Genomic DNA, 22,313 nt, shown 5'->3' on the forward strand with positions numbered 1-22,313 from the left:
CGGATAAGCTACAAGAAGCTGACAGAGCGCATATGTGGATCGAACAACCGCCATTTTTCTACCGCCTGCTGTTCACAGAGGCCATATGGCGTATATTGCAACGCGGGAAGAAGGTCGTCTATCTGACTTTTGACGACGGCCCGATTCCCGAAGAGACCCCTTGGGTGCTTGATGTGCTTGACCGCTACGGAGTCAAGGCGACGTTTTTCATGGTTGGCGACAACGTGCGCCGATACCCCGAACTTTTCGAGGAAGTGAAACGCCGCGGCCACTCCTACGGCAATCACACCATGCACCACCTGCAGGGGCTTAAGGTCGATGCCAAGACTTTTTTCCGTGACATAACGGAAGCTGACAGGCTTATCGGCTCGATACTCTTCCGGCCGCCCCACGGCATCATATCGCCGCTGCAGACGAGCCTGATCAAGCGCCACTACAATATAATAATGTATGATCTTGTGACGCGCGACTATTCGAAACGTGTAAACGGCGAGGAGGTGCTCGACAATGTCAAGCGCTATGCCCGCAACGGGTCGATAATCGTGTTTCACGATTCAAAGAAAGCGCATGTCAACATGCGCTATGCGCTTCCGCGGGCTATCGAATGGCTCAAGGAACAGGGCTATGAGTTCCTGCCGCTGCCTATGTAAGAACATCATATGACCAAGGCCGAGATCAAAGAGCTTCTTGCCGGAGCCGGGGTGTTTCGCTCGGCTGTGGCTCAGGTGTGTCAGGTCGACGAGGCCTCTGCCGATGATTATCGCGCGTGGATTTCCGAAGGGAAGCACGGTGAGATGGCTTATCTTGAAAAATATGACGATCTGCGCTCCGATCCCCGCCGTCTGCTCGACGGGGCCCGGAGCGTGATTTCATGTGCTTTCAATTATCATTGGGGTAATGGCGGCGCTACCGCTGACAGCTCCGGCGGAGACCTCGACGGCTCCGGAGTGATGCGCCCGCTGCTGTGGGCGGAATATGCCTTGGGCGATGACTACCATGATGAGGTCAGGAAGCGGCTGTCAGAGGTGGCGGAGAAGATCAGCAGCGCTACAGGTGCGGAATGCCGCGTGTGTGTCGACACGGCTCCTCTCAGAGAGCGCTACTGGGCGGTGAAGGCCGGACTCGGTTTCATCGGGCTTAACAATCAGCTGATTCTTCCGGGAGCCGGGTCGCGCTTCTTTCTCGGCGAGATTCTTACCACTCTGCCTCTGGAGCCTGACGAGCCTGCGGCTCCGGGAAGCTGCGAAGGCTGCGGATGCTGCCTGAAAGCCTGTCCGGGCAAGGCTCTGAGCGCGGGGGCCGACGGGAGGGTGACGCTTGATGCCCGCAGGTGTCTGTCGTATCTCACAATAGAATATCGCGGCGAACTGCCGGAGGATGTGCGTCTGGGCCGACATGTGTATGGCTGCGACGAGTGTCAGCGTGTATGCCCGCACAATCGTGTCTCGCCGCTGAGCGAGATCGTGGAGTTCAGGCCCCGAGAGGCTGTGGTCGCTCTGAGCGCGGAGCGGATCGCAGAGATGACGCAGGAGGAGTTTTCAGCGATTTTCCGCCGTTCGGCCATCAAGCGGACCAAGCTTTCAGGGCTGCAGCGCAATGCGTTGAGGATTATTGAAGAGGAGACAAGGCGTCGGTCTCGCGAAGACGACGGTCAGGAGGAGTGAGGGCGAAAGATTCGGGATTGTATTTCGCTCCGAACGAGAGGTAGAATCCGTCAGCAAGGAGCTGACGCGCGAGTTGCGGTCTGCCACGGAAGCCGTGTATGATCCAAGGCTGTGCGGGTTTCCATTTACGGCGGAGTCCGATGATTTCAGGGTAGGTTCTGACGATATGGAGCAGGAGGGGTTTGCACCAGAGTTCACTCAATTCAAAATGCAGGTGAAGCAGGTCGGTCTGGAGACTGATCAGGCTTGCTCTGCCTGCAATGTTGAGGTCCGCGTTGTCAGGATTCTGCCGCAGAGGGTCAAGGCCGCATTCGCCAATGGCTTTGACCTGCGGCTGGGCTACAAGGGCGCGGAGGAGGCGCAGGTCGGCAGGGGCAACGCGAGTGGCGTTCCAGGGGTGGATGCCGACCGAATAGCTGTAGCCGGGGCGCAGAAGAGGTATGGCTTGAAGATCCAGCTGACGCGCAAACGCGCTGCAGGGAGTCCGATGATCTACGGGATCAAGATCGACAAGGGCGTTGCGGCGCAGGATGTGGGTGTGGACATCGAAATTCATAGCCTTTCAGGTTACAGGATCATAGCCTGAGCCTCCCCAGGGATGACAACGGCCAATGCGCTTTATGGCGAGCCAGAGGCCGCGGACGGGGCCATGTCGGGTTATCGCCTCGACAGCATATTGGCTGCATGTGGGCGTGAACCGACAGGCTGCAGGAAACATGGGGGAGATACACAGCTGATAGAAGCGGATCGGCAATATGAGGAGGCGACGGATCAAGGGTCTGATTTCAGGAGTTTGCTGATTCGCCTTGGCCGGCTGAGGCGGCGAGGGCCTGGGAGATGCGTGAGAGGATGCGGACCACTGATTTTTCGACTGTGGCGTAGGTCTGAAGGTCAGAGGCTACGTAGACAAAGGCAATGTCAAGCGGGAGGTCGCGCGGAATGAGGTGGCGGTTCAGCCGGTAGGCTTCGCGGATGCGGCGGCGCATGTAGACTCGTTCCACGGCATGGCGCAGCTTTTTCTTTGGCACTGCGATCAGAAACTGAGGGCATGAGGCCGAGCTGCGGGCTTTGTTGACTGTCCAGACAGCCCTCAGGGGGTAGGCCATAACAGACAAGGCAGCGGGATTGCTGCGGTCAAAGAGCTGACCGATTGCAATCTCGCTGCGGAGTTTTTCTATCTTATAAAGCCTGAGGCCGAGCATAAGTGCGAATTGAATTGGAGAGGAGGGGGTTGTTATCCGTTCTTGGCATCCTCTTTCAGGAAGTTGTCAAGCGCTGCGGTCATCGATGGAGCTTTCACCGAGGGAGCTTCGAGGTCGAGGCGCAGACCAGCGTCGCGCACAGCCTGTGCGGTTGTTCCGCCGAAGCATCCGATGCGGATGTCGTTCTGCTCGAATCCGGGGAAGTTCTTAAGCAGGGAGTTGATTCCCGAAGGGCTGAAGAAGAGGAGCATGTCATAGTCGAATTTCTCGTCAGGGCCGAAGTCGTTCGAGACTGTACGGTACATGACTGCTTTTGTGTAGTTGATACCGTTGCTGTCGAGGATGCTTGTGTCTTCCTTGTGTACATCCGAGACGATGTAGAGGAAGCGTTCTTTCTTGTGCTTGATCAGCAATGACATGAGACCGTCGAGCTTGCCGGTCTCGCCGTGGAAGATCTTGCGTTTGCGGTAGACGATGTATTTCTGCAGATATAGAGCTATCGACTCTGTGGTGCAGAAATATTTCATGGTGTCAGGGATGGTGACTCTCATTTCCTCACAGAGGCGGAAGAAATGGTCAATCGCAGTGCGGGCTGTAAAGATAATTGCCGAAAAATCGGTAATTGCTATCTTAGACTGACGAAATTCCTTAGCTGTAAGCCCTTCTACTTTGATAAAAGGCCGGAATACAATTTCAACCCCATACTTTTCTGCTATATCATAGTAGGGAGATTTGTCGGAAGCAGGCTTCGGCTGGGAAACTAATACTTTTTTTACTTTCACTGTCGGATAGTGCTTGTTTAACGTAGGTTAGGACTGCATAGTAGTATTTTGCAGCGAATTGTCTCCATCGGAAGCTTAAACCTCTCAATTTCAAGCTTCCAACTGGCTGAAACGGCCGATACAGCGGAAAATCAGTACCACGGGCACGATTTCGAGCGTGCAAAGATACAAAATAAAATAAAGCAATGAGCCAAAATTATCGTAAAAAAGCCTAAAGCCCTTGAAAATAAATATCAGCCGGGCCATCAGATAGCAGACAATTCCGATTGAGGCCACGGCTGCTGCGCCGCCGGGGTTGAAGAGCACTATGAGGGCCGGGATGGTGAGCAGCAGGCCGAGCAGGGCCTGGGAGGCATTGAAGCCCTTGATCCACTGCCGGGCCGAGAGTTTGTCGGTAAACACATAGCCCACAATGCGGTAGGCACACAGCTGCCAGAGATAGTAGACTCCGGCCACCACAAAAAAAGCGGCTATCTCAGGGAAAGTAGCCAGTGGGGTCGACAGTCCGTGGGAGGTCAGGGCGGCGTTTATTATTATTCCCTCGCAGAGGCAGGTGAGCAACACGATGGAGATCTGGATTCCGGTCTCGCTGAAGGTGCGGACGGTGAATGTGCTGTCTGTGCGGCGCACCGACCAGAGGTCGTAGGAAAAGTTTTTGATGTAGGTGGAGCAGTGGCGCAGATTGAAGGCAAGAATCAGAAACACGGCTATCAGCAGGCAGAGCACTCCGGAGTCATAGCCCGGCAGAAGGGTGCGCGACGCCGGGCGCATGCCGAGTGTGTAGGGGACGGTGCCTATGGTCATTCCGGAAGTCTCCGAGACCGGTGCTTCCCACCGATGGCAGAGCTTCGGGGCAAAGGGCGCTACAGAATCCTGGCTGAATGAAAGCGGGTTCATTTTTCCGACTCTTCTACGTGGTTTCCGATGAGTGAAAGAGCCTCCTCCGGAGTGGCGGCCACCAGCGCGGGAATAAGTCCGTCGCGCATGAAACCGAGTTCGGTCATGCGGCGGAACATATCGAGTAAGGGATCATAATATCCGTCGGTATTCACTATTATGACCGGCCCTGTAAACAGTCCGAGCTGATGCCAAGTCATGATCTCGGCGAGTTCGTCGAGGGTGCCAATGCCGCCGGGAAGGGCTATTGCCGCGCATGACATGGAGGCCATTGTCATCTTGCGCGAGTGCATCGAGTCGGTCACTATGCAGCACGAGAGCCGCGGATGGTTCCAGCGCTTCCGCATCATGAATTCCGGGAGAACGCCAACGGCCTCTCCCCCGGCTTCAACGGCACCTTCAATAGCTGCCGCCATCATGCCGCCGGCACCTCCGCCGCAAACCAGCGGCCGTCCCGACGAGGCTATCAGGCCACCCGTCTGACGGGCCACCTGCAGATATTTCTGATCAATTTCTGATGATGAGGCGCAGTAGACAACCACGCCATTGCGTTCGGATTTGGAATTCATGAGTGCAAAATTAGCAAGATTCTTCAAGAGAAACAAATGATGCACCCATGATGGTCATGCAAAAAAATAGTATTACATAAACCGTTGCCTTACGAAGGGGGCTGCGGGTGCGCGCAGGAGGGCTGTCAGGGAGTCAAGGGCCGTGCGGAGCTTCGAGGCGTAGGCGCCGGCAAGTTCACAGGCCGATGCTCCGCCTGCGGCGAGCAGGGCGGTGTGGATGACGCGGCTGACTACCGTCATTTCCAGCTGACGCCTTATCAGCCCGTGGATTCCGGCCGGACGCTCCCCGCCCGGAGTCGCAGGCACCCGCAGAACGATCTGCATCAGATGGTCGGCAGAATCGTCGGCCGGGTGCTCTCCGGGAGAGACTGCGGGCTTCTCGCCGTCGAGATCGGCATCGTCGACATATGGCATCAGATCAAGCACTGTCTCGGCAAAGGCGTTCTTGATCATCAGAGTCAGCATCCCCCGCCGCTCCGGATCGAGGAGCGGCGAGAGAGCGGTGCGGGTTGGTTCAGAAGCCGAAAGAAGTTCCAGGGCCACAAGCGCATGGACCGTGTCGGCTATAACCTGTGTTGAAAGTGAGTAGAGCATAGCGGGTGGTGACTGTTAGGGAATTACAATACGGCGTGATTTTTGGTCGAAAGAGTTACGCAGCAGGTCCATAGCCCTTGCGGGAGAGATGAAAAACTGCGAGGCACGACCGGAGGCAAGCACGTCGGCGAGAGCATCGCCCAGACGGCAGCCACGGCGCTCCATCAGGCGCGAGGCCCGCGAGTTGAGTTCTTCCCAGAGGGCCAGACGGCGGTCATTGCGCAGCTTCAGCCGTCCGTGGCGCAACACGCGCAGCATGCGCAGGGAATATTCAAACGTGCAGTAGTAGCAGGGGGCGGGCTCAAGAGCTGTGAGCGAGGCAAGATGTTCGAGGCTCACCGGGCGGCCGGCGGGAAGAGTGGAGAGAACACGGCCTGCGGCTTCGAGGAAATGGCGGTTGCGGAGGGTTACTAATGAATACATAAGGTCAGGAGCGGGGGAAAAGGGGGGGTGCGTGTGTGTGTGCGAATGATTAGTAAATGTGCTTCGGAAACGTGAGGTTTTCCATAGGCAAAATTAAGTTCGGAGTCAGGCAGAAAGCGGACACATCAATGTGAAATTGTGTTAATCATCTCGATTGCAATGCGGTCACGGGCTCCGCGGAAAGAGTTGAACGACTCATAGATGTCGAGCAGAGCTATGGCTGAGTTATTTATCTGGCTTTCATAGAGCGAGGCCGAAACATTTGAAGCCTGCAACTGCCCCTGGAGCGCTCCGGAGACTCCTGAAATCTGCTGGAATAGCTTCATTTCGGCATCAAGAAGCTGCGAGGCGTCGCGTGAGGCTCCTGAGGAGACGCTTACCTCCTGAGGCATCATCCGCGCGGCGGGGTTTACAGGAATGACACCGCCCGGACGACTCCAGACGCGGCTGACGTCACGGATGTCGGATTCAGGCATGATGGCATCCATAGGCATCAGCAGCACACCCTTGGCACTGTTGGCCAGAATGTGGTCTATCATGGTGATGAGGATGTTGATGTGTTTCTGCTGCCCTATCAGATCCTCGATGAAGGGATGGACCTTGCCGTCGGTCAGAGGATAGAACTTGAAGGCATAGGGATGTCCACCTGAGGGAAGAGTGGAACGGGTCTCGTCAAGCACGGTGCCGTTTGGCGCCATGAAGCGGCAATGCCAGTGGGGATCATCGGCCGGAGAGGACGGGTCGATGTCAAAGCTCCAGACTTCGGCCACGTGGCAGACCGCGGCGTGGTCTGTGGCGTTGAATCCTGAGGAATTGGCATAGCAGCGTTCGAGCATGGCACAGCGCGAGGCCGATCCGTGACCGAAGCGAAGTTTCAGCTCGGCGAGGCTGACGCGGAAAAAGTGTCCGATGATGCGCACATCGGCCCCGCGCGGATCGGAGAAGCGGTTGACGAAGAAGTCGTCAGGACAGATACTGTCGGCCCATACGGCAAGCGGCGAACCGGGGCGGCGTTCGCAGACGAGTTTCTGGATTACGCAGCCTGAGATCAGAAACTCCTCCAGGCAGCGGCTGTCGAGCTCGTTGATCTGATTGGCCTCGCGGAAAGCCGTCAGGTCTCCGCTTCCGTCCGGCTTCTCAACGGTGGAAAGATTGTAGCGGAAACGGCCCACGATGCTCTTGACAAGCGAGCGCAGAAGATTGTTTGTCAGCGGACGCATGCCCGATTCCAGAGCGTGGTCATACTCGGAAAGTATGCGTCCGTCATCAGTGGTGATGAGGTCGGACCACTGACGGCCATAGGTGTGTTCCATCAGCCTCAGGCGCAAGGCGCGCAGACGCGAAAGCCCGCGGTGGGCATCGACCGCACGGCGGTAGAGACCCGGATTGTATTTCAGCTTCATTACTCGCAGGTGTAGTTGTGAAGGCAGGCAAGTGCCGAATCATCGAATTCATAAAGGCCGTCCTCGCAGACAGCGCAGTCAAGCGAGAGAAGACGGTCAGCGGCCGTGGCGGCCGGATAGAGCCTGAGTTCACCGCCGCTGAAGAAGGCCACAGGCGATGCGGAGGTGGCGCGGGTGAAGCGATGGAGCTGGAGCGGCAGCTGCGGAGACGAAGGGTCGGTGATCACCTCGGCAGGACGCAGCCAGGAGGCAAGACGCACCTCCAGAACGCGGACGGTCCCGGCGGGAAGGGACAAGACTGTGGAAGCGTCGGCCGACGGCGGGGGCAAGGGCAGATCGAGCCTGCTGGGCGCAAGCATGGAGGCGGGGGCTTCGCGAAGCAGTCGGCTGTACCAGCGGTTGATGGCGGCGATGTAGACGGCGGTACTGTCGATTCCGTCGTTACGGCGGAACACAGCATCGGCAAGCGGAGGAGATCCGGCGTAATGCAGGCGCCAGAGATCAAGCATTTCGGATAAATCGAGTGTCAGTTTCATAGTGCGGGAGAATGGAGGGGTGATGTGTGGAGGGTAAATGGTTACGGTGCGGAGGGGGTGTGGAGGGGGGTGTGGTGTGGATTCACTGCAAAGTTAAGACCGCAGGCAAGCGATTTTGGTGCGATAATACGGAGAGGCATGAAATTTTTTTTATTAATTTTGTCAATACATTATCAAGACTCCAATCCTATGACACCGGATGCAATAAACAATCTGAAGGAAAAAATACTTGCCGGGGACAGCCTGAGCACCGTGGAAGCCATGAGTCTCATAGACCTCAGCCCGCAGGAAGAAGATGCCCTGATCGAAGCCGCCGCCGAGATCACAGAGCGCTTCGGAAGCCGCGATTTCGACTCGTGTTCAATCATCAACGCCCGTTCGGGCCGTTGCAGCGAAGACTGCAAATGGTGTGCACAGTCAGCTCATTACAAGACCGGAACGATGTCCTATCCGCTCGTAGGCCATGACACCTGCATGGCTCTTGCCGCCTACAACCGCTCGCGCGGCATAGGGCGCTTCTCGCTCGTGACAAGCGGACGCGCTCTCAGCGGCGAAGCCCTCGAAACTCTCTGCGGCTACTACCGCGAGCTGCGCCTGGCAGGCGGCATGGGGCTATGCGCCTCGATGGGCCTGCTCGACGCGGAAGCCCTCGCCAAACTGAGAGACGCCGGAGTAGAGCGCTACCACTGCAACCTCGAATCGGCACCCTCTCACTTCTCCACCCTCTGCTCCACCCACTCCATAGAAGACAAGATCAAGACCATAGAAGCCGCCCGCGCCACAGGCATGGAGATATGCAGCGGAGGCATCATAGGCATGGGCGAAAGCCGAGCCCAGAGAGTGGAATTCGCCCTGACGCTCAGAAGAGTAAACCCGGTGTCGATCCCGATCAACATACTCGTGCCCATTCCCGGCACTCCGCTTGAAAACGCCGAGCCACTGAGCGGACGCGAGATTCTGCTGACGGTGGCCATCTTCCGCATGATCCACCCCCACGCCGTGTTGCGCTTCGCCGGGGGACGGGCCTCGATCGCCAAGGAAATACAGCGCGAATCGCTCCGCATAGGCATCAACGGCAGCATCATGGGCGACCTGCTGACAACCATCGGCTCGCAGATCGACGAAGACATAGAGCTGATACGCTCTTGCGGCTATAACTTCAAAACTCCACAGCAATGAGCAATCCACTGCCTGATCTGGACCGCGGACAGCAGACCCGCTACCGCGGCCACCTGTCGCTCTGTGAGATTGACTTCGCCGGCCAGAAAGCACTGGCAGCCTCACGGGTACTCGTGGTAGGCGCCGGAGGGCTCGGAAGCCCCGTGAGCCTTTATCTGGCGGCTGCCGGCGTAGGCACCATAGCCCTGATGGACGCCGACACCGTGAGCCTCAGCAACCTCCAGCGCCAGATAATCCACTCCACCCCTGATCTCGGAAGGCTGAAAACAGACTCCGCGGCCGAAAAACTGCGGGCGCTTAATCCGGAGGTCAGCATCATCACCATCAACAGCCGCCTCAGCGAAGAAAACGCCGAAAGCATAATGGCAGGCTATGACCTTATAATGGACTGTACCGACAATCTGCCCACACGACTGCTGATCAACGACTGCTGCGTCAGACTGGGCAAAAAGATGGTGTTCGGCGCCGTGTCGCGCTTCTCCGGCCAGGTGTTCAGCCATGTGCCCGGAAGCGCCTGCTACCGCTGCATCTTCGACCCCTCGTCGATCAGCGGCGACGGCGAGGAACTGCCATGTGCAATCAACGGAATCCTCAACACCGTGGTTGGCGTCATCGGCTCCCTCCAGGCTACCGAGGCCATCAAACTGCTCGTAGGCACAGGCGATCCGCTGATCAACCGCATGCTGACGTTCGATGCCATCACAATGGACTTCAACATCTTTGCAATCAGTCCGATGGAGGGCTGCAGGTGCGCCTCCGTTAGCAAATTTTAACTTCCAATCTTAAAAAATCGAAAAATTTATAGCTACCTTTGCACCGCGGAAACACTGTCACTCACCTCTTCTCTGACAACCAATCAAGTGACACAGTATCAAAAACCACAGATTTATCATGACTCAAGCGATCAACATGCCCCGCGTTGAAATAGTGGGCAGCTTCCTCCCTCCCGAAGAACTTGAAAATGCTTTGAACGAAAAAATCCGCGGCAATCTCAGCGATGCTGACTATCATGCCGTTGAAGACCGCGTAATCGACCGCCTGATCGACCGCGAGATCGAAGCCGGACTCCAGATTGTGACCGACGGCGAAATGCGCCGCAAAAGCTGGGACCGCGACTTCTGGGAAGGATTCGAAGGTATGAGCCGCGAACGCATTGACACCGGCAACATCTATCAGGACGACATCCTGCGCCATGACCTGCTCCGTTTCAGCGGAAAGATCGAATTCAATCCCGCCCACCCCTTCTTTGACAAGTTTGTCCACATGCAGGAACTGACTGCAGGCCGCGCCGAAGTCCGCCAGACCATCCCCTCGCCCGGCCAGCTCTACATGCGCATGTTCCTCTCGTCAAACGGAGATCCCGGCAAGTTCTATGCCACTCCTGACACCCTGATCGATGATATAGTGGAGGCCTACAGCCGCACAATTGCCGAATTCTACCGCCTCGGATGCCGCCACATACAGCTCGACACCGAAGTCTGGGGCCGACTGAGCAGCCCTGAATTCGACCGAATGCTCCTGCTCGGAGGCGCTGACGTCAACGAGATCACCCGCCTGCTTCTCGACCTGATCAACCGATCCATAGCAACCCGCCCGGCCGACCTCGAAATCACCTTCAACATCGCCGCCAACGAACAGGCCGTGCCCCGCTGGTATGACGAAAAGGAACTCGCCAACCTGCGCCTGATGCTTGAGACCATTGACGCCGACGCCTTCCTGCTCCCATTCGAGATCAGTTCTCCGGAGGCCATCAATGCTCTGCGCTGGCTCCCGGCCGGAAAGCGCGTGATCCTCGGGCTGGTTGACGGCAGCCTGCCCAACCTCGAAAGCGTGAATGACATCGTCACAGCTGTCAGAATGGCCCGCCGCTACGTGCCGATGGAAAAACTTTCAATCAGCCCGACCTGCGGCTTCAAGGTCCGCGACCGCGAGCGCCAGGGTCTGAACTACGAGACCCAGTGGACCAAGATAGCCCTCCTGCGCCAGGCAGCCGAACTCGCAGCCGAATAAGAGGGTGTCAGACTGAACAGCCTCTAAGAGCCGACGGGACAACAGATACATCCGGTCTGCACCGGAAACCCGCACAATATATACACACAATGCCACCCCTCGATCTGCCATGACAGGGAATGTGAGCATTGTGTGTTATATTTTAACACAGCTTTACAACCTCAGTTTCCTGATTTTTATTAACTTTGTAGCTCATTCAAAATAGTAGCTTACAACCCTAATAAAGCCGGATTTCCACAAACCCCGGCACTTCTCCGATCATGAAACACTTCTCATCACAGACTAAAAACGCACTTCTCTCACTGATCGTTGCCACCGGCGCGCTTCTGGCGTCATGCGGTCCGGCGAAAGATATCGCCTACATGCAGGACCTCCCTGACAACGCCGTGCTCACCCTCCAGGAAAACGGCGAACTCCGTCTGCAGCCCGGCGACAAGCTCCGCATCAAGGTCCACAGCCGCGACGAGGAGATGGTCAAGATGTTCAATCTCTCGCAGACAAGCAACTCAGGCTCCGTAGAGCATGACATGTACACCGTCGACAAGAACGGAAAGATCGACGTCCCGGTGCTCGGACAGCTCTCGGTCGAAGGCATGACACGCCTCGATGTGGCCCAGATGATAAAATACCGTCTGCTTGCCGGAAGCCTGCTCCGCGACCCGATAGTCACCGTGGAGTTTCCGCAGATGGCCTATTACGTGATCGGCGAATCAGGCGTGGGGCGCCATGAGTTCCCGGCCGACAAGCTCAACATCATGGAGGCCCTCTCGATCTCCGGCGACCTCGCTATCAGCGGAAAGCGCACCAACATTCTGGTGCTCCGCACCGAAAACGGCAAGCAGGTGCCCTATCGCGTGGACCTCACAAGAGCCGATGGCGTATATGCCTCGCCGGCCTACTACCTCAAGCAGAACGACATGATCTACATCGAGCCCACCCAGGTCAAAGCCAACCAGTCGACGGCCAACGGCAACAACTACATGACTCCCTCGTTCTGGATCTCGATGTTCTCTTTCGCCACCACCATCGCAGTGCTTCTAACAAAGTAACAGATACCACACCTAACCTCCTAACGCCAATTCTTCTCGACTGATGCAACGAAATCTCAACCAATCACCCGCCACAGGGACCGAAACTGCCGCACAGGCCGCATCGTTCCGGCAGAATGCTGAAGGCTTCGCCAAGATAAAAGACATAATCTTTCTGATGCTCGGCCACTGGAAATGGTTTGTCCTCTCCCTGGCCGTGGCCTTCGGAGCGGCATACTATTACCTGCAGATCACCCCCAAAGTCTACACAGCCTCTGCCGCCATACTCGTCAAAAGCGATGAAAAGAACTCCGGATCGGAAGATATGCTGCTCGACCTCGGAATCAAAACCCAGAAAGTAAATATAACAAACGAAATAATGTCGATGCTCACCGGCTCGGTGGCCGATGAGATAACCCGCCGCCTGCAGCTCAACACCGAGTACTACCATCCCGGAACTTTCCACAAGACCGTGGCCTACGGTGTGGAACTGCCCGTTACCGTCGAACTGCCCGACCTCGGACAGGCCGAAAGCGCAAGCTTCAGCCTCCAGCTGCGCAAAGACAGTACCATAAGAATCTCTTCTATGGTGCTCAATGACAAAGCTCTTGACGGCTCTCTGACCTTCAGCATGGGCAAGCCGGTGAAGACTCCGCTCGGCATCATGACCGTCAAGCCTTCGCCCTACTACCGCGAGGGATTTCAGGACGAACTGACAATAAGCCGCATCCCGTTCAGCACCGCATCGGCCCAGATCAGATCATCGGTCGACGCACGTCAGCGCAACAACCGCGCGTCAATAATCGACATCACCTACAGCGACCAGTCGCGCACACGCGCCGAAGACATCCTCTCGACCCTCGTGGCCGTCTACAATGAAAACTGGATCAAAGACCGCAACCAGGTGACGGCAAGCACCACGGAGTTCATCAAGGAACGCCTGTCGATCATCGAAAGCGAACTCGGCAACGTGGACAGCGACATCTCAGACTACAAATCGCGCAACCTTGTCACCGATGTCAGTGCGATGGGCGGCATAGCGCTCTCGCAGATGAACTCATCGCAGGAAGCCGGACGCGAACTTGACAACCGCGTCTACATGACCAAATATCTCCGCAACTACCTGACTGACGGAATGCACGAGAAAGAACAGCTTCCGGCCAACTCCGGCATAGACAATCCCAGCATCGAGGCCCAGATCCAGGCCTACAACCAGCTCCTGCTCCAGCGCAACAACCACCTGTCAATCTCCTCCGAACAGAATCCGCTCGTCATGGACATAGACCAGAAGCTGTCGACAATGAAGGGCAGCATCCTCGGATCGCTCGACAATGAGCTGACCATGCTCTCCACCCAGAAAAGAGCCATTTCATCGGCCCAGTCGCAGGCTGTGTCGAAAATCGCGGCCAATCCGCAGCAGGCCAAGTATCTTCTCTCGGTCGAACGCCAGCAGAAGGTCAAGGAGTCGCTCTACCTCTTCCTGCTCCAGAAGCGCGAGGAAAATGAACTTTCGCAGGCCTTCACCGCCTACAATACCCGCCTGATCGAACATCCTACGGCATCACCGGTGCCCGTCACCCCGATTCCCTCCCGGATCATGACCTTCGCCCTGGTAGCAGGTCTGTTTGTTCCGGCCGGCATCATAATGCTCATCGAGTCGTTCAACACCGCCGTGCGTGGCCGCAAAGACCTCCAGGACCTCCATGCGCCATTCGTCGGTGAAATTCCTCTGGCCACCCACCGCAAAGGCAAGCGCCGTGTGGCCCGCGAGGTTTCAGACAACCGTGTGGTGGTCAAATCAGGCAGCCGGAGCATCATGAACGAAGCCTTCCGCGTGGTGCGCACCAATCTGGAATTCATCCTCGGCTTTGACGGCGGCCACCATGTGGTGATGCTCTCGTCAATGAATCCCGGCAGCGGCAAGACCTTCACCTGCGCCAACCTGTCGACAGCTCTCGCCATCAAGGGAAAGAAAGTAATAGCCGTTGACCTCGACCTGCGCCGCGCTTCGCTCTCGGCCTATGTAGACAATCCAGCCCTGGGTGTGTCAAACTACCTCAGCGGACAGGTGGCCGACTATCATGACGTGATAGTGCGCCTTGGAGAGCTCGATGTGCTCCCCGTAGGCACAATTCCGCCCAACCCTACGGAACTTTTCTTCCATCCGCGCTTTGCCCGCATGATGGAGGAGCTGAAAGAAAACTATGACTACGTGATACTCGACTGTCCGCCGGTTGAGATCGTGGCCGACGCCGCCATCATCTCCCGCTATGCCGAGATGACTCTCTTCATAATCCGCGCCCACCTCATGGACCGCTCTTTCCTCGCCGACATCGAAAACTGGTATCAGGAGCGCCGCTACCCGAACATCTCCGTGATCCTCAACGGCACCCGCAGCGAGTTCTCGCACTACGGAGGCAGCCGCTACGGCTATCAGCGCTACGGCTACCACTACGGCCACTACGGCGAGTACACAGATTCAGCCGAGGAATCCGAAAAAAGATCCTGATCACCAATGAACGGCTCCGGACGCAGAAAAATACTGTTTGTGATCGACTCCTTCAATATCGGAGGGGCCGAACGCAGTCTCTGCACCCTTCTCGGCCTCCTTCCGGCTGAGAAGTTTGACATCAGCGTGATGCTCGCCTCCGGCGGTGGCCCGCTTGAAAAATATCTTCCGCCGGATGTCAGGCTCAGCGAGATTCCGCTCTGCGCCGATGACCTGAAATCGCGGCTCCGCTTCCGCTTCCATCATCTGCGCCACGCCCTCATCTCCCGCATGGCCCGGCAAAGGAACCTCAGGAGCAATCCCGTGGAGCTTTACTGGACAGAGATGGGATGTCTGGCTCCCGCGCCGGCCGAATCATATGATGTGGCCATAGCCTACCATCAGGGCTTCCCTACTTACTTTGTGGCTGAAAAGGTGAAAGCCGCGCGGAAAATTGCCTGGATCAACGCCGACATCGTACGCGACAACTACAGCGAGGCTTTCAACCTCCGCTTCTACCACCTATATAACAAGGTAGTGACAGCCTCCGCACGCTTGCGCGATCTGCTGCTCGATGCCTGGCACTTCCGGCCGGAGCAACTGCTCCCCATACGCGACATTGTCTCCTCCGCACTGCTGCGCCGTCTTGCCGGCGGTGATGACAGCGCGCCCGGACAGCACTCCGGCCCACTGCGCCTGCTCACAGTGGGGCGGCTCGCCCCCGTCAAAGGCTATGACCTGCTCATAGCCACCGCCGCACTGCTGCGTGACCGTGGATTTTCATTCCGCTGGGACATCATAGGCGACGGTCCAATGCGCGAGGAGATCCGCCGGCTCATCTCCCGACACTCTCTGGAAGAACATGTCACACTGCTCGGCCCGATCGACAACCCATATCCCTGGATGCGCTCTTGCGACATCTATATACAGCCCTCACGCTCCGAAGGCTACGGAATAGCCGTCTGCGAAGCCAAAGCCTTCTGCCGCCCAGTCATAGTCACTGACTTCAAGGTAGCGCCGGAACTCATTGACCACGGCCGCGACGGACTTATTGCATCAATGACCGCCGAGTCGCTTGCCGATGCCGTCACCCGGCTGGCCTCACCTCAGCTCAGAGAAAAAATATCGTCCCAGATAGCCGCCTCTGACTCCGATGACACCTCCGAAAGCCTCCGCCTCGTGCTTGAACTTCTTGACTGACACAAAAACTGCCTGCTGACCGCATCTCCCCGCCCGACATAACCCATGAAACGAATCTTCATCGCAATGCACTATCTCGAAATCGGGGGCGCCGAAAACGCTCTCATCGGCCTGCTGCATGCCCTTGACTATTCCGAAGTGTCGGTCGACCTCTTCCTCTACGCACGCCGGGGCGAAATGCTCCCCTTGGTGCCGCCGGAAGTCTGCATACTGCCCGAAATCCCGGCCTACGCCCACATCGAATCACCGCTGAAAGACGCCTTTCTCCACGGCCACATCCGCGTGGGACTCGGACGCCTGCACGCGAAAGCCCTCGCCGTCATGCGCCGCGGCAAAACCACAGCCGGAAGCGACCACACGGCCATTTTCTCCTACATAGGCCGCTGCGTCACCCCAGCCCTTCCCCCGGTCACCGACCGTGTCTATGATCTGGCTGTCTCCTTCCTCACCCCGCATGACATTGTGCTCTCAAAAGTCAGGGCACACAAAAAAGTCTGCTGGATCCACACGGACTACTCCCGCATCTCCCTCGACCCTGCTTTCGAGCTTCCGGTCTGGCAGGCCTATGACCATATCGTCTCCATCTCGCCTGACGTAAGCCGTGGCTTCATAAAAGTCTTCCCCTCTCTCGCCCCGAAAATCACCGAGATAGCCAACATACTCCCCGAAACCCTCATCCGCGGGAGAGCCGGGTCAGGCTCGGCACCCGAACTGCAGCCCGGCCGCCTCAATCTGCTCTCCGTGGGGCGCTTCACCCATGCCAAGAACTTCGACAACATCCCCGACATAGCCCGCCGCCTGCGCGACGACCACCATGCAGCCCCTTTCCACTGGTATCTGATAGGCTACGGCAGCGACGAGGCTCTGATTCGACGCCGCATCGCAGAGACCGGGACGGAAGACTGCGTCACCATACTCGGCAAGCGCGCCAACCCCTATCCCTACATCAGCGGCTGCGACATCTACGTGCAGCCCTCGCGCTATGAAGGCCGCTGCGTCACCGTCCGTGAAGCCCAGCTCCTCGGCAAGCCGGTGGTCATCGCCGCCTATCCCACCGCCTCATCCCAGGTCAGCGACGGCAAAGACGGCTTCATTCTCCCCTCTGACAACAGCGGCTTCGCTGCCGGACTCGCCAGCCTCGCCGCCTCGTCTGACCGCCTCAAAACAATAGCCCACAAACTCTCCTCCGCCGATTACTCCGACCGGTCCGAAGCCAGCAAACTCGTCTCTCTCATCTGATCAACCCGCCCGATGTCAATACCCCGCATAATCCACTACTGCTGGTTCGGAGGCAAGCCATTGCCGCCGAGCGCTCTCCGTTGCATCGACTCCTGGCGCCGCAACTTCCCCGGATGGGAAATCCGCCGCTGGGACGAAAGCAATTTCGACATCAACGCCATCACCTATACCCGCCAGGCGGCATCCACCGGCAAGTGGGCCTTTGTCAGCGACTATGCCCGCTTCCTGATTCTCTACCGCCACGGAGGAATCTATTTCGACACCGATGTGGAGGTAATCCGCCCGATGGACCACATCACAGCCGCCGGCGCCTTCATGGGCTTTGAAAAAAGCCACACCGGCATCGGAGTGGCCTCCGGACTCGGCATAGGCGCACCCGCCGGACATCCGTTCTATAAAAAAATCATAGACCTCTACTCCACTCTCACCTATCTCGACAGCGAGGGCCGACCCCTGCCGGGCACAGTCGTGGCCCACGTCACCCGCCTCTTCCTTGAAGCAGGACTCCGGGAAGAAGACCGCCTCCAGACCGTAGAAGGCATAACGGTCTACCCCAACGAATTCTTCAACCCCCTCGACGATGCCACCGGACGCCTGCGCGTGACACCATGCACATGCTCCATACACCACTACGACAAGACCTGGTGCGACAACTACGGCCCGTTGCGCACCCGACTGACGCGCCTCCTCCACCGCCTGTTCGGAGTCACCACCTTCACCCGCCTCCGCAAACTCATAACCCGCAACTGACATTGGAAGCATCACTATACGAACCGATCTATCTGACCCTGATCAGCCTGCTCTCGCTCGTCACAGGCATGTGGCTGATAATCTCCGGAGGCAACACTCTTGCCATCGGCGAGCACAACCGCGGCAATTCCCTCGGTCCGCTGATCCTCTGCCTCATCCTGGCCATATGGATCGGCCTGCGTCCGGTTTCATTCCTCTTCGGCGATACGGTCAACTACGCGATGGTCTACAACGCCATCGAGCCCGGCAACCTGCATGACTACCGCATATCATCAGAATGGCTCTGGGACATCTTCACCTACCTCTGCCGCACGGCCGGACTCTCGGTCAACGTCTACTTCATGCTGATTGACCTGGTCTACATACTCGTATCTTTCGCCGCGGTCAAAAAATTCGTACCCACCTCCCCCTGGCTCGGCACCCTCTTCCTCATCGGAGCCCTCTTCTTCTTCTCATTCGGCACCAACGGCCTGCGCAACGGTGTGGCCTGCAGCATAGTGCTTCTCATCATGGCCTACATGCTCGAAGAGCGTTATGTCTCAGCGGTAGTCCTCTCACTCATAGCCCTGAGCATCCACCGCAGCTCCGCCCTTCCGCTCGGAGGCGCCATCCTCGCCCTGACAGTGCTCAAGAATCCGCGCTACGCCCTCTATGGCTGGATCACCTGCATCCTCCTGTCACTCATAGCCGGAAACTACTGGACCGAACTGATAGCCGACATCGGTTTTGACGACCGTCTGGCCCAATACACCGACACCTCCGATGAAAACCTCAGCACCTGGGGCTCCACAAGCTCCTTCCGTTGGGACTTCCTCGCCTACAGCGCCATTCCCGTCATATATTTCTTCTATATCTGCAGGCGGGGGCTGCGCGACGGATGGTTCAACACTCTGGCCACAACCTATCTCGTGGCCAACTCTTTCTGGGTACTGATGATCCGCGCGGCTTTCTCAAACCGTTTCGCCTACCTCTCCTGGTTTCTCATTCCGGTGATATTCGTCTACCCACTCTGCAACATGAAGGTATGGAAAGACCAGAACTTCGTGGCCGGAATGCTGCTGATAGCCTATGTATCCATCACTGTAATCTTCCTTTCACTGATATGGTAACCCGACTCACAGTCTTCACACCTACATATAATCGCGCCCACACTCTGCGCCGCGTCTACGAAAGCCTCTGCACACAGACCGTGCGCGAGGGCTTCGAATGGCTCGTGATCGATGACGGCTCCACTGACTTCACCCGTCAGCTCGTCGAGGGCTTCATCAGCGAAAAGCGCATCCCCATACGCTATATATATAAGGAAAACGGAGGTCTCCACACCGGCTACAATACAGCCTATGCCAACATCGACTCCGAACTCTGCGTCTGCATCGATTCAGACGACTTCATGCCCGACGATGCCGTGGAGCTGATCCTGAAAAAATGGGATTCGGAAGGCTCCTCCAAATATGCCGGGCTCGTAGGCCTCGACTACTACCTCGACTCCGACACTCCCATAGGCGGCAAACTCCCCGACGATATGGCCAGTTGCTGGCTCAACGAACTGGAAACACGCGGCATACACCGCGGCGACATGAAGCAGGTGATGCGCACCGAACTGATGAAGGAAGTGGCCCCGCAAATCGGTTACCCCGGCGAAAAAAACTTCAATCCGGTCTATATGCTCCTCCAGGTCTGCGACCGCCTGCCACTGCTTGTCATCAACCGCAACCTCTGCTACGTAGACTATCAGACCGGAATCGACAGCATGTCTGAACGCATCTTCCTCCAGTATCTCGACTCGCCCCGCAGCTTCGCCAAACTCCGCCGCCTCGAAATGACGCTCCGCCACACCTCAGCGGTCCGGCGTTTTCGCGTAGCCATCCACTACGTGTCGAGCTGCATCATTGCCCGTGACAGCCGCTGGCTCGCCGACTCTCCTAAAAAACTGCTGACGCTTCTGGCTGCTCCGGCCGGTTATCTCCTCTCCCGCTACATACGCCACAAGGCAAAACAATTCACATGACACAATAAAATGTGACACTATGAAAATCCTACACGTAATAACCTCCATGCGCACCGGCGGGGCCGAAAAGCTGGTATGCGACATGCTGCCTCTGATGCGCGATCAGGGTCATCAGGTCGAACTCGCTGTCTTTGACGGCACTCCGGGCCATCTGCTGGAGTCTGTCAGGCAGCACGGAATCACTGTCCACATTTTCGGATACGGGCTGAAATCCATCTACAACCCACAGCATATCAATAAGTTAAAATCAACAATAGGGGGGGTCAACATTGTCCATTCCCACAACACATCGGCCCAGCTGTTCACCGCACTCGCAGCTCCGGCCGGAACCACACTCGTAACCACCGAGCACAACACCGACAACCGCCGACGCCACCTACGACTGCTGCGGCCTCTGGATATCCGGCTCTATCGCCGCTACAAAGCCATAGCCTGCTGCAGCGAAGCTGTGGCATCATCTCTGCTCAACTATCTCGGGCCGGAATTCGCAGACCGCACAAGCGTGATTGAAAACGGGATTGACCTTTCGACATATTCTGCCGCAGCTTCCGGCACACCAGCCGCCTCCAATGAGACCGACATCCTGATGGTGGCCGCTTTCCGCCCGCAGAAAGACCACCTGACCGCACTCCGCGCCCTCCCGCTCCTGCCCTCGGAAACAACTCTCTCATTTGCCGGAGAAGGCTCCACACGCCCGCAGATCGAAGCCGAGGTCCGCAGACTCGGTCTTGAAAAGCGGGTCAGATTTCTCGGTCCGGTCAGCAATGTGGCCGAAAGACTGCAAGCCGCCGGAATAGCCCTGCTGTCGACCCACTACGAAGGCCTGTCACTGTCAAGCATCGAGGCAATGGCTTCAGGCACACCGCTTGTGGCCTCTGACGTGAGCGGAGTCCGTGAAGTCTGCGGAGGCGCCGCACTTCTCTTCCCCGAAGGCGATGCCGAAGCTCTCGCCGCAATCCTCGCCGACCTGCTTAAAGACCCCGCCTTGCGCCGCCAGACAGCCGACCGCTGCCGCAAACGCGCCGCCCGCTTCGACATCCGCACAACCACCCAAGCCTATCTCGACCTCTACACCCGCCTCCTCCAGGCCCCCGAAATAGTGCGATAATTCGAAGACACCACATCCGGAGCGGTAAAACGGTGTCCTGACGGACACCACATGCAGGGCGGTTTGCAAACCCGTGACACCTCTGCGCTGTGCGCTGCGGTGTCACGGGCTACGAGTAAAACGGTGTCCTGACGGACATCACCAAACGCCCTGAAGGAAACGCCCCGCTGTCATTTTCAATTTTATTGACATTTTTGACTTTGTATCCGAATTTTTCTGTACTTTTGTGCTTTGCATACATTGCTGATTCATTCGACTATTCTTCTCATACAACACTCTAACCGATCAATCTTTATGAAAACCTTTGCACGTTTGCTGGCTTTGTTTGTGCTCCTTTCCGCCACATGCGCCTCAGTCTCGGCGCAGGACAAACCACGCTGGATCACCAAAGGAGTGGCCTCGCTTGAAAAAGAGCGCAGCAACGACTCATATACCTTCCGCGAATTCGAAATTTTCGGCGGTGACATCGACCTCTTGCGCAAAGAGCGCTTCAATCCGCTCGTAGGCTATCTCGCAAACACCTTCGGGGCCGATTCCGCATCAGCGCAGGTAACGCTGCTTTCCGCATCATCACCGAGGCCCGCCACTCTCAATGATGCCGAAGGTGACCGCTCGGTGCAGGCCGAATATCGGGTGACATTCTCCGCCCCGACGCCAATGACCTTCTATGCCAAGCTCGTCGACGAATATGTGAGCTTCGATGAAAACGTTGACATGAGCTTCGACTATACACTATATCAGCTCTTCGCCATCTCGTCAACAGCTGACGGAGCCGTGCCGCAGTTCGACGACTATTCATACTCCCGCAAATACAATACCCGCGCGCTTGCCCTCTCGATCGTCCCCGGCCTCGGCCAGATGTACAAGGGCCACAACGCAAAAGGCTGGGTTATCATTGGCGGCGAGGTAGTGTTTATCGGCGCGGCTATCTATTCGCAGATCCGCCAGCACAACTATAGCGACGATGCCAAAAACGCCTCCGATGCGGTAGCCCCAAGCTACCGCAGCAAGTCGAAAAGCTGGCGTCAGGTGCGCGATGTGGCAATAGTGGGAGCATGCGGACTCTACGTCTACAACCTTCTTGACGCAGCCCTCTCGAAAGGCGCCCGCCAGGTGGTCGTGAACAAGGCTTCCGGCACCCGTCTGGCCTTATCGCCCTCCGTGATGGCTGACCCTATGGCCTCGCCCGCGCCGGCCGTAACCATGTCGCTGACTTTCTGAAACACTGATAGT

At 57.2% G+C, this 22,313-nt stretch carries 24 protein-coding genes; 14 read left to right on the top strand and 10 right to left on the bottom strand.

Features of this window, described 5'->3' with window-relative positions; all coding sequences use genetic code 11:
- Positions 1-32: 32 nt before the first annotated feature.
- Both FDZ78_RS06355 and queG read left to right on the top strand, forming a co-directional pair.
- On the top strand, positions 33-650 hold the full coding sequence (locus FDZ78_RS06355) for a polysaccharide deacetylase family protein (protein WP_136408247.1): 618 nt from the start codon (positions 33-35) through the stop codon (positions 648-650).
- Between the two features lie 9 nt (positions 651-659).
- Entirely contained in the window at positions 660-1,664 is a 1,005-nt protein-coding gene (queG, locus tag FDZ78_RS06360) for a tRNA epoxyqueuosine(34) reductase QueG (RefSeq protein ID WP_136408248.1), read from the top strand.
- Here the strand turns inward: queG and FDZ78_RS06365 are convergent.
- From FDZ78_RS06365 to FDZ78_RS06410, 10 genes are all read right to left on the bottom strand, one after another.
- A complete protein-coding gene (locus FDZ78_RS06365; RefSeq protein WP_136408249.1) occupies positions 1,609-2,220 on the bottom strand; it encodes a TatD family hydrolase in 612 nt (203 codons plus the stop codon). The two genes, queG and FDZ78_RS06365, sit on opposite strands and share 56 nt — an antisense overlap.
- A gap of 6 nt (positions 2,221-2,226) precedes the next feature.
- Complete coding sequence (yidD, locus tag FDZ78_RS06370) at positions 2,227-2,448, bottom strand: membrane protein insertion efficiency factor YidD (protein WP_205746920.1); 222 nt, start codon at positions 2,446-2,448, stop codon at positions 2,227-2,229.
- A gap of 1 nt (position 2,449) precedes the next feature.
- Positions 2,450-2,866 carry a ribonuclease P protein component gene (locus FDZ78_RS06375; protein WP_107032785.1) on the bottom strand — a complete coding sequence of 139 codons (417 nt, stop codon included), beginning with the start codon at positions 2,864-2,866 and terminating at the stop codon, positions 2,450-2,452.
- A 32-nt stretch (positions 2,867-2,898) separates the two neighbouring features.
- A complete protein-coding gene (locus tag FDZ78_RS06380; protein WP_107032786.1) occupies positions 2,899-3,648 on the bottom strand; it encodes a uroporphyrinogen-III synthase in 750 nt (249 codons plus the stop codon).
- 90 nt (positions 3,649-3,738) lie between these two features.
- Positions 3,739-4,545 carry a DUF4271 domain-containing protein gene (locus FDZ78_RS06385; protein WP_136408252.1) on the bottom strand — a complete coding sequence of 269 codons (807 nt, stop codon included), beginning with the start codon at positions 4,543-4,545 and terminating at the stop codon, positions 3,739-3,741.
- Positions 4,542-5,114, bottom strand: a complete 573-nt coding sequence (locus FDZ78_RS06390; RefSeq protein WP_136408253.1) for a TIGR00730 family Rossman fold protein — start codon at positions 5,112-5,114, stop codon at positions 4,542-4,544. The genes FDZ78_RS06385 and FDZ78_RS06390 overlap by 4 nt, the downstream gene beginning before the upstream one ends.
- Positions 5,115-5,186: 72 nt before the next feature.
- Positions 5,187-5,708 carry a hypothetical protein gene (locus FDZ78_RS06395; RefSeq protein WP_107032789.1) on the bottom strand — a complete coding sequence of 174 codons (522 nt, stop codon included), beginning with the start codon at positions 5,706-5,708 and terminating at the stop codon, positions 5,187-5,189.
- Between the two features lie 15 nt (positions 5,709-5,723).
- Positions 5,724-6,131, bottom strand: a complete 408-nt coding sequence (locus FDZ78_RS06400) for a hypothetical protein (RefSeq protein ID WP_123398478.1) — start codon at positions 6,129-6,131, stop codon at positions 5,724-5,726.
- A gap of 125 nt (positions 6,132-6,256) precedes the next feature.
- On the bottom strand, positions 6,257-7,534 hold the full coding sequence (locus tag FDZ78_RS06405; protein ID WP_136408254.1) for a hypothetical protein: 1,278 nt from the start codon (positions 7,532-7,534) through the stop codon (positions 6,257-6,259).
- A complete protein-coding gene (locus FDZ78_RS06410) occupies positions 7,534-8,070 on the bottom strand; it encodes a hypothetical protein (protein WP_136408255.1) in 537 nt (178 codons plus the stop codon). The genes FDZ78_RS06405 and FDZ78_RS06410 overlap by 1 nt, the downstream gene beginning before the upstream one ends.
- A 189-nt stretch (positions 8,071-8,259) precedes the next feature.
- Between FDZ78_RS06410 and bioB the strand changes: the two genes are divergently transcribed.
- From bioB to FDZ78_RS06470, 12 genes are all read left to right on the top strand, one after another.
- Positions 8,260-9,249, top strand: a complete 990-nt coding sequence (gene bioB / locus FDZ78_RS06415) for a biotin synthase BioB (RefSeq protein ID WP_168181958.1) — start codon at positions 8,260-8,262, stop codon at positions 9,247-9,249.
- The gene (locus FDZ78_RS06420; RefSeq protein WP_123398474.1) at positions 9,246-10,022 is read left to right on the top strand and encodes a HesA/MoeB/ThiF family protein; all 777 of its coding nucleotides are present in this window, start codon (positions 9,246-9,248) and stop codon (positions 10,020-10,022) included. Before bioB ends, FDZ78_RS06420 begins: the two co-directional genes overlap by 4 nt.
- A gap of 118 nt (positions 10,023-10,140) precedes the next feature.
- Positions 10,141-11,259: a hypothetical protein gene (locus FDZ78_RS06425; protein WP_123398473.1), complete on the top strand. Its 1,119-nt coding sequence runs from the start codon at positions 10,141-10,143 to the stop codon at positions 11,257-11,259.
- Positions 11,260-11,519: 260 nt separating this feature from the next.
- The gene (locus FDZ78_RS06430) at positions 11,520-12,308 is read left to right on the top strand and encodes a polysaccharide biosynthesis/export family protein (protein WP_123398472.1); all 789 of its coding nucleotides are present in this window, start codon (positions 11,520-11,522) and stop codon (positions 12,306-12,308) included.
- Between the two features lie 43 nt (positions 12,309-12,351).
- The gene (locus FDZ78_RS06435; RefSeq protein WP_136408257.1) at positions 12,352-14,796 is read left to right on the top strand and encodes a polysaccharide biosynthesis tyrosine autokinase; all 2,445 of its coding nucleotides are present in this window, start codon (positions 12,352-12,354) and stop codon (positions 14,794-14,796) included.
- Between the two features lie 6 nt (positions 14,797-14,802).
- Positions 14,803-15,975: a glycosyltransferase gene (locus FDZ78_RS06440; RefSeq protein WP_123398470.1), complete on the top strand. Its 1,173-nt coding sequence runs from the start codon at positions 14,803-14,805 to the stop codon at positions 15,973-15,975.
- A 45-nt stretch (positions 15,976-16,020) separates the two neighbouring features.
- On the top strand, positions 16,021-17,214 hold the full coding sequence (locus tag FDZ78_RS06445; protein WP_136408258.1) for a glycosyltransferase: 1,194 nt from the start codon (positions 16,021-16,023) through the stop codon (positions 17,212-17,214).
- Between the two features lie 12 nt (positions 17,215-17,226).
- A complete protein-coding gene (locus tag FDZ78_RS06450) occupies positions 17,227-17,964 on the top strand; it encodes a glycosyltransferase family 32 protein (protein WP_136408259.1) in 738 nt (245 codons plus the stop codon).
- Positions 17,965-17,966: 2 nt separating this feature from the next.
- Complete coding sequence (locus tag FDZ78_RS06455; protein ID WP_136408260.1) at positions 17,967-19,073, top strand: EpsG family protein; 1,107 nt, start codon at positions 17,967-17,969, stop codon at positions 19,071-19,073.
- Positions 19,067-19,972, top strand: a complete 906-nt coding sequence (locus tag FDZ78_RS06460; RefSeq protein WP_107032802.1) for a glycosyltransferase family A protein — start codon at positions 19,067-19,069, stop codon at positions 19,970-19,972. Before FDZ78_RS06455 ends, FDZ78_RS06460 begins: the two co-directional genes overlap by 7 nt.
- A 19-nt stretch (positions 19,973-19,991) precedes the next feature.
- Positions 19,992-21,080, top strand: coding sequence for a glycosyltransferase (locus FDZ78_RS06465; RefSeq protein WP_124075657.1), 1,089 nt, complete (start codon positions 19,992-19,994; stop codon positions 21,078-21,080).
- Between the two features lie 294 nt (positions 21,081-21,374).
- On the top strand, positions 21,375-22,301 hold the full coding sequence (locus tag FDZ78_RS06470) for a DUF5683 domain-containing protein (RefSeq protein ID WP_124075656.1): 927 nt from the start codon (positions 21,375-21,377) through the stop codon (positions 22,299-22,301).
- Positions 22,302-22,313: the final 12 nt, after the last annotated feature.

It is taken from the genome of Duncaniella sp. B8 (assembly GCF_005304985.1).
Taxonomy (GTDB): Bacteria; Bacteroidota; Bacteroidia; order Bacteroidales; family Muribaculaceae; genus Duncaniella; species Duncaniella muris.